The organism is Vreelandella lionensis, assembly GCF_002087295.1.
GTDB classification, from domain to species: domain Bacteria; phylum Pseudomonadota; class Gammaproteobacteria; order Pseudomonadales; family Halomonadaceae; genus Vreelandella; species Vreelandella lionensis.
Genome location: NZ_MWVI01000052.1, coordinates 1 through 7,781, shown reverse-complemented (window position 1 = coordinate 7,781; position 7,781 = coordinate 1). Strand labels below are relative to the sequence as shown.

6 protein-coding genes and 2 pseudogenes are annotated in these 7,781 nt (G+C 55.6%); 7 read left to right on the top strand and 1 reads right to left on the bottom strand.

The window, feature by feature from the left end:
* The 7 genes and pseudogenes from B4967_RS07170 to pepQ all read left to right on the top strand — a co-directional run.
* Positions 1–437 (top strand): annotated as a pseudogene (locus tag B4967_RS07170) (ABC transporter substrate-binding protein); the annotation flags it as partial.
* 134 nt (positions 438–571) lie between these two features.
* Complete coding sequence (locus B4967_RS07165) at positions 572–1,621, top strand: ABC transporter permease (RefSeq protein ID WP_083024409.1); 1,050 nt, start codon at positions 572–574, stop codon at positions 1,619–1,621.
* A 42-nt stretch (positions 1,622–1,663) separates the two neighbouring features.
* On the top strand, positions 1,664–2,563 hold the full coding sequence (locus B4967_RS07160) for an ABC transporter permease (RefSeq protein WP_083024407.1): 900 nt from the start codon (positions 1,664–1,666) through the stop codon (positions 2,561–2,563).
* 7 nt (positions 2,564–2,570) lie between these two features.
* A pseudogene (locus tag B4967_RS07155) lies at positions 2,571–3,572 on the top strand (ABC transporter ATP-binding protein); the annotation flags it as partial.
* 12 nt (positions 3,573–3,584) lie between these two features.
* Positions 3,585–4,646, top strand: a complete 1,062-nt coding sequence (locus tag B4967_RS07150) for an ABC transporter ATP-binding protein (RefSeq protein ID WP_083024411.1) — start codon at positions 3,585–3,587, stop codon at positions 4,644–4,646.
* A 49-nt stretch (positions 4,647–4,695) separates the two neighbouring features.
* Positions 4,696–5,580, top strand: coding sequence for a LysR family transcriptional regulator (locus B4967_RS07145; protein WP_083024406.1), 885 nt, complete (start codon positions 4,696–4,698; stop codon positions 5,578–5,580).
* Between the two features lie 39 nt (positions 5,581–5,619).
* Positions 5,620–6,918: a Xaa-Pro dipeptidase gene (gene pepQ, locus B4967_RS07140; RefSeq protein ID WP_083024404.1), complete on the top strand. Its 1,299-nt coding sequence runs from the start codon at positions 5,620–5,622 to the stop codon at positions 6,916–6,918.
* Between the two features lie 65 nt (positions 6,919–6,983).
* Here pepQ and B4967_RS07135 read toward each other — a convergent pair whose 3' ends face one another.
* Positions 6,984–7,586: an OmpW/AlkL family protein gene (locus B4967_RS07135; RefSeq protein WP_192859204.1), complete on the bottom strand. Its 603-nt coding sequence runs from the start codon at positions 7,584–7,586 to the stop codon at positions 6,984–6,986.
* Positions 7,587–7,781: the final 195 nt, after the last annotated feature.

Below are 7,781 nucleotides of genomic sequence, written 5' to 3'. Positions count from 1 at the left end.
GTCGGCGCCGGCTTCACGGATTCAGGATCACCGTTAACCTGCGCACCATGCCGCTGGCTCAGTACTGGCCTGAGTACGACACTCGCCAGTCAGACATCGCCATGATCGGCTGGCACGCGGATACCGAAGACACCGCTAACTTCTTCCAGTACCTCTCTTTCTGTATTGATGAAGAGAGCGGTGCTGGCCAGTACAACTACGGCAGCTACTGCAACGAAGAGATCGACGCGCTGGTGACAGCAGCCGACAGCGAAACCGATCTTGAAAAACGCAACGAAATGCTGCGTGAAGCAGAAGCCATGCTGTATGAAGACGTTGGTTTCGTCATGCTGCACTGGCAAAACCTTGCCTATGCCGCAGCTGAAGGCGTAGATGTTGAGCCGGTTGTTAGCGCGCTGGACTTCCCCTACCTGGGTGATTTGGTGATTAACCGCTAATCCCCACGCAGAACTGATAACCCGCGCAAGGATGCTTCGCTCTCCAGCCCTGCTGGAGAGCGAAGCGTTTTCTTTGCGGCCGCCAGACGGCCACGCGGCGCTTCTCTGATTAACCTACATAGGTGGCGTACGCCATGATTGCTTTTTTAATCAAGCGGCTGATGCACGCAATATTGGTGATGTTTGTCATCAGTGTATTGGCCTTCGCCATCCAGGATAACCTGGGTGACCCTGTACAGCAGATGGTCGGACAGTCGGTCCCCGAAAGTGAACGCGAAGCCATTCGCGAACGGCTGGGGCTCAACGACCCCTTCCTAGTGCAGTACGTGCGTTTTGCTAAAAACGCCGTGCAGGGTGATTTTGGCTACTCCTACTTCTACCGCGAACCAGCGCTGGAAGTGATTGCCCGGCACCTGCCCGCCACTCTTGAGCTGGTATTTGCTGCCACCCTGATTATCGTGCTGCTATCTGTGCCCATCGGCGTGTATAGCGCTATCAAACCGCGCTCGCCGATATCCCGGTTCTTCATGGGGGCATCGATTATCGGTATTTCAATCCCGGTCTTCTTGACCGCGATTGTGTTAATTCAAATTTTCTCGATCGGTATCACCGTCTCGCTGTTCCCCGAAGGCACTGCCTGGGGCGCTTGGTTAAACGGCCTGCTCTCGACCGAGGGCAATATGCCGTCGTTTGGCCGTGGCTATGATTTGGTGCATGTCGTCGGCCACTGGGATACCAACCTGGTTACCTGGAATGGCTTGCAACACCTTGTCCTACCCGCCGTATCGCTAGCCTCCATCATGCTACCGCTGTTTATTCGTTTGATTCGCGCAGAAATGATGGAAGTGCTGCAATCTGAATATGTGAAGTATGCGCGCGCTAAAGGGATTTCCATGCGCCGTGTCTATTTCGTTCACGCGCTGAAAAACACCATGCTGCCGGTGATTACCGTGGGCGGCGTACAGATTGGTACCATGGTGGCCTACACCATTTTGACCGAAACCGTATTCCAATGGCCGGGCATGGGGCTGATGTTCCTTGACGCCATCAACCGTGCCGACATTCCGCTGATTGTTACCTACCTGATGATTGTCGGCGTCATTTTCGTGGTCACAAACACCATCGTGGATTTGATCTACGGCTTTGTGAACCCCACTGTAAAACTGACTGGTAAGCCCGCATGACAACGTTCCACAACTTCCACTGCACCAAGCCGCTGGGAGCGCCTGCGCGACTCCTTTTTGTGGTACAGTTTCAAACGTGACCGTACGGCGCAACTGTGTTTGGCGGTCTTTATCTGCTTAGTCATTGCGGCATTTTCGGCGCCGCTATTAGCGCCGACCGATCCTTATGACCTGGCTCAAATCGACATTCTCGCCTCCGAGCTGCCGCCTTTCTGGATTGATGGCGCCGACGAGATGTATACGCTCGGCACCGACGCCCAAGGGCGTGATCTGCTGTCGATCATTCTTTACGGCACTCGAGTATCGCTGCTGATTGGCTTTGGCGCGGTGGCGCTGCAAGCCCTACTGGGAGTGACCTTCGGCTTAATGGCAGGCTACCTGGGCGGCCGTGTCGACGCTTTCCTGATGCGCCTAGCGGATATCCAGCTCTCGTTCTCCACCTTGATGGTGGCGATTGTGGTCGGTGCGGTGGTGAAGGCCACCATGGGCAGCGCGTTCTACAGCCAATACGCCGTTCTAATGCTGATATTGATTATCGGCCTTGCTGAATGGCCCCAGTATGCTCGTACCGTGCGCGCGTCAGTGCTGGCTGAGAAAAACAAAGAGTATGTGGACGCCGCCCGTGTAATGGGCCTGCGTAGCCGACGCATCATGTTCCGCCATGTGCTGCCGAACACGCTTTCACCGATCTTCGTTATCTCCACGGTGCAAATTGCTAACGCGATTATCTCCGAAGCAGCGCTGTCGTTTTTGGGGCTGGGTATGCCGGAAACGCACCCCTCGCTGGGTTCGCTGATCAAAGCAGGCTTTGATTATATTCAATCAGGCTCTTGGTGGATCACGTTGATCCCCGGTGCGGTGCTGGTAGTGCTGGTGCTGTCAATCAATCTTCTGGGCGACTGGCTGCGCGATGTCATGAACCCACGACTCTACAAAGGCTGAGGACACCATGGCACTTCTTGAAGTTTCTCATCTCGATGTCCGCTTTGCCCTTCGTCAGGGCGAAGTGCGCGCCCTGCGCGACGTTAATTTCACCCTGGAGCGCGGCGAGCGCTTGGGTATTGTAGGCGAGTCTGGCGCGGGTAAATCAGTCGCCGCTTTCTCACTGCTGAATTTGATCGCCAAGCCCGGCTTTATTGCCGGGGGTAGCATTAAATTTGAAGGGAAAGAACTCAACAGCATGTCGGAGCGTGGCCTGCGCAAAGTGCGCGGCAACCGCATTTCGATGATCTTTCAAGATCCGATGATGACGCTGAACCCAGTGCTCTCCATCGGCGAACAGATGGTGGAGTGCTTAAAGGCGCATCGGCGTATTTCGACCAAAGAAGCGCGTGCCATCGCCCTGGATAAGCTGCGCCAAGTGCAGATCCCCTCTCCGGAAAAGCGCTTAGACCAGTACCCCCACGAGCTTTCCGGTGGGATGCGCCAGCGTATTATTATCGCCATCGCCCTGCTGCTCGACCCGGACATCATCATTGCCGACGAGCCGACCACGGCGTTAGACGTAACGATCCAGGCCGAAATCATGGCGCTGCTGTTGGAGCTGTGTGAGCAGCACAACGTGGGCTTGATTTTGATTACCCACGACCTGGGTGTGGTGAGCCAAGTGACTCAGCGCATGCTGGTCATGTACGCAGGCCGAGTGATTGAGCAAGGTCCCACGCGGGAAATCATCAACGACCCGCAGCACCCTTACACTCAAGGTTTGATCAACGCACTGCCGCAGATGGCAACGCCGGGCGAAAAACTCAACCAGATTCGTGGCAGCATGCCGTCGCTCTCTAACTTGCCCAGCGGCTGTGCGTTTCACCCCCGCTGCGACTTTATCAACCGTGCCGACGGCCAACCTCGTCCTGCGTGCACCCAGCAAGTCCCCGACTTTGTTGAATCCGGTAACTGCCGCGTTGCCTGCCATATGGTGGCGGAAATGCTTGAAGACCGCCGCTTGGAAGGAGGAGAGCCTATGAGCGCCCAGGCTGAAACAATCCCCACAATGCCAACCCAAAATGAAGAGAGTAGCGAGTCACTGCTGCAAATTCGTGGCCTCAAAAAGCGCTTCTCACTCTCTGGCGATTTTCTGGAACAGCTACGTTTCAAAGGCGGCAAGCTGGTTCGCCATCAGGAGTATGTCCACGCCATTAACGGCGTGAACCTGGACATCAAACGCGGCGAAGCGCTCTGCGTGGTAGGTGAATCTGGCTGCGGCAAATCCACCGTAGCGCGTACGGTCATGGGGCTAATTTCACCTTCAGAAGGTGAGATTCGTTACGACGGCCAGCGCATTGACGATCTCAGCTCCAAGCAGTTGCTGCCCTATCGCAAGCGCATGCAGATGATCTTCCAGAATCCTTACGCGTCGCTAAACCCGCGTATGACGATTCAGCAAACCCTGGAAGAGCCGCTCCGCCTGCACCCCCCAGACTGGAACCGCCAACAGATCCTCGACAAAGTTGAGGAAGTGATGCGCTCGGTGGGCATCGACCCAGACTGGGGCAAACGCTTTGGTCATGAGTTCTCCGGCGGGCAGCGCCAGCGTATCGCGATTGCTCGCGCACTCGCCGTTGACCCCGAATTTATCGTGGCCGACGAGCCCATTTCAGCACTGGACGTATCCATCCAGGCTCAGGTGCTCAACCTGCTGATGGATGCCCAACGAGACCGTAACCTGACCTATCTGTTCATCACCCACGATTTGGCGGTGGTAGAGCATTTTGGGACACGGGTGGCTGTTATGTACTTGGGCACGGTATGCGAGATTGCGACCACCGCTACGCTGTTTGCTAAGCCTCGGCACCCCTATACCCAGGCGCTGCTATCCGCTATTCCTCGCTTGGAAGATGACCGGCCGCAGCATATTCGTCTCTCGGGCGAGGTACCTACGCCGGTTAATCTGCCAAGCGGTTGTGTTTTCCATGGCCGTTGCCCCCATGCCAACGCCCGCTGCAAACAGGAAATCCCTGCACTAAGAACCCAGGATGACGGTACCCGCGTTGCGTGTCACGCTGTTGAAGAAGGCCGCCTATGAGCGCGGCCCACTCAACCGCTATACGCTTGGCCGCTTTGCGAGGTAAGGCATGGAAATTCGCTGGCTAGAAGACTTTATTGCCCTGGCCAGAACGCGACACTTCTCCCGCGCTGCCGACGAACAGCACGTCACTCAACCCACCTTTTCCCGGCGCATTAAGCTGCTGGAAGAGGAGATGGGCGTCACGCTGATCAATCGGCAAACGCTACCGCTGTCGTTAACGCCTGCGGGGGAAGAGTTTTTAACGCTATGCGAACAGGTCACCGACCGAGTTCGCTTAACGCTCGATCGCGTTCGTGAGATCAGTGCCGGGCAGCAGCGGCGCATTATGGTGGCAGCACCGCAAAGCCTGCTGGCGCATTTTCTGCCGGAATGGCTTGCCAGCACTGGCAGGCAGGAGCGTATTCAACCCTACCTACGTGCGACGGGCTGGGTGGCCAGCGACTACTTCCAGGCGCTTGCCCGGGCAGAGTGTGATCTGGCGATTTGCTACTGGCCGATTGGCCGCTGTGATCTAGATATTGACACCAGCGCCTGTACTTACCGAGTCATTGGGCATGAGAGGTTAATTCCCGTGACCGGGCTGAAGAGCGACGGCACCGCCTGCGCCTTGCTGCCCGGCTCTCGCCAGCAGCCAGCGCCGTGGTTGGCGTACCCCAAACGGGGGCTGCTAGGCTCGGCGGTCAAAGCGCACCTGGCGCGACTCCCCCAAAGCACGTACTTAACGGCACAAAGTGAAAATCTCTACGCGGCGGGCATCAAAGAGTTGGTGCTACTGGGCTATGGCATGAGCTGGCTACCGGAACGTAATGTGGCTGCGGAACTCGCCAACGGCACGCTAGTCAGGGCGGGCGATAGTCGCTGGGACGTGCCGAGGGAGCTGCGGCTTTATCGTCACCAAACCCAACACCACGCCGAACTCGATAGCCTATGAACCAGCTTACCCCGCCCCGACCTTGAAAGGACTTCTCCCATGTCAGCAACATTGTATCAACAGCAGCGCGAGCATATCGCGGCGCTGAATCGTGCTTACCAGCAATGCATGGCTGCCCATCAGTTAGCTCGCTTAGCAATTTACAGCGGCCATGCACGCAACCACTTTGCAGATGATCACGCCACCAGCTTCCAGTCCTACGGCCACTTTATACACTGGGTAGGGATGGCAGACGTTCAGCATAGCTGGCTGGTGATTCAACCCGATCAACGCCCTCAGCTCTATCTTTACGCGCCCGCAGACTTTTGGCACTTGCCGACACAGCTACCTGAAGAGCCGTGGGTCGCTGAGTTTGATGTGCATCTATGTAGCGACAAAATCACGCCACCGCTATCAGGCCGCGCCGCCATCATTGGCGATGTAACGGAGCTTGAAAGCGCTGCGCAGCTCGCTAACGTGGCCACGTTGCAACCTGAAGCGTTAGTTCGCGAGCTAGATGAGCTGCGGATGACGAAATCTGCTTATGAAATTGCCTGCCTGCGTGAAGCTAACCGGCTGGCGGTAGCAGGTCATCAGGCGGCTAACGCCGCTTTTATTGGCGCTGCCGCCGAGCTGGATGTGCAGTTAGCCTATTTGGCCGCCAGCCGACAGCGCGAGTCTGAAGTGCCCTATCAAAACATTATCGGGCTAAATGAGCATGCCGGGGTCTTACACTATCAGCGCTATGACCTGTCAGCCCCCAAGCAGCGTTATAGCCTGCTGGTAGATGCGGGCAGACGCTTTCGGGGTTACTGCGCCGATATTACCCGCACCTATGCAGGCCCAGATGCCCCTAGCGAATTTGGCGATTTAATTACCGCCATGCACAGCCTCAAAGATGAGCTGATTGCACACATCGCCCCTGGCGTTGATTTCGTTGCACTGCATGAAAAAATGCACCAAGGCTTGGCTGATATCTTGGTCGCACACGGGCTATATAACGGCAGCGCAGAAAGCGCCGTGGAAGCAGGTATCACGAGAGCCTTTTGCCCCCACGGGCTGGGGCACTCGCTGGGTATTCAGGTACATGATGTGGCCGGCTCGAGACAGCCAGACGGCACGCCATCACCGGCACCTAACGCTCACCCTGCCCTTCGCCTCACCCGCACCCTGCAACCCGGCATGGTAGTGACCATTGAACCAGGGCTCTACTTTATTCCCATGCTGCTCGCGCCGCTGCGTAATCAGTCCCACCCCATCAACTGGACACTGGTTGATCAGCTGGATGTCTGCGGCGGTATTCGCATTGAAGATAATATTCTGGTCACCAAAAACGGCCCCGACAACCTGACGCAATAGTTGTTAGCAAACAAAAAAAGCCCGACCCCCTAACGTGAGCCGGGCGCTTACCTGTGAAGCTTTATTTAGAAGCGGTAGGTAATACCACCGCCGATAGTGACTGGCTCCATCTCGACTTCGCCAATGGTGGCGCCGCCAGCATTAATGTCTGCGCTTACATCAGCATAACTAACATAACCGTTTAGCATAAAGTTGTCGGTTACAGCCAAGTCAACACCTGCCTGACCAATCGCGCCGTAGCTTTCATCAATGCTCAAACCAGTCGGCTCGCTGGAGAAGCTGGTGTAGTTTAAGCCAACACCAACGTAGGGCTGTACTTTAGAGTCTAAACCACCCAAGGGGTAGTAGTTCACCAGCAGGTTCACTGGCAAGCGATCAACGCTACCTGCACTGGCACCAGCTGCGCTTAAATCGTGTTCAAATTTCTCAGAGCTGTTTAATTCAACGCCAACTTTGTCGCTGAATAGGTAACCCGCGCCATAAGTAAAACCACGCGCGTTGTCTACGTCTAGCCCTGCTGTACCCACATTTCCGTTTTCAGAGCCCGTGTCCGTTTGGGCAACACCGCCGCGAACAAAGACATCACCAGCTTCATATGCTAACGCTGCCTGGCTTGCCAAGGCGCTCGCAGAAACAATTGCAGCGGTGATCAATTTCATTTTGCTCATCAGGGTCATCCTCTTGCAACTTACTTGGGAACAATGCTGGCTAACACCAGCCTTACCTATACAATATATAGTATACGAACACCGTTTCCAAATTTCCTGTGAAATTTTAATATAGGTTTTCTTTATTTGATAGCTTTCTTCAACCACCACGGCAAACACAAATGCCAGTGTCTAGTCCTGAAATAGATTGACACT